The organism is Bacillus pretiosus (genome assembly GCF_051294775.1).
Taxonomy (GTDB): Bacteria; Bacillota; Bacilli; order Bacillales; family Bacillaceae_G; genus Bacillus_A; species Bacillus_A wiedmannii.
Window position 1 is genome coordinate 1 of the sequence record NZ_JBPPHF010000598.1, and the last position, 281, is coordinate 281.

General features: G+C 37.0%; 1 protein-coding gene. It reads right to left on the reverse strand.

Annotated features, from left to right (window positions below):
- A partial coding sequence (locus tag ACSG5Z_RS32315) for a transporter substrate-binding domain-containing protein (protein WP_435712984.1) occupies nt 1-281 on the reverse strand: 281 nt, incomplete at both ends.

The following is a 281-nucleotide window of genomic DNA, read 5'->3' on the forward strand; positions in this document are numbered from 1 at the left end:
GGTTTATCTTTATCCTTCGCAATAACTAATACCGCTGAAGATGAAACATATGGGCTAGTGAAGTCATATTTCTTTTGACGATCTTCACGAATACCAACTTCATTCGCAACCATGTCGAAACGTTTTGCATCTAGACCAGCAAGTAAGCTATCCCATTGTGTTTCTTTAAATACAGGTTTTACTCCTAAACGTTTTGCTACTTCTTCTGCTAATTCAACGTCAAATCCAGTTAATTTATTACTTGAATCGTGGAATGTGAACGGTGGATATGTACCTTCTGT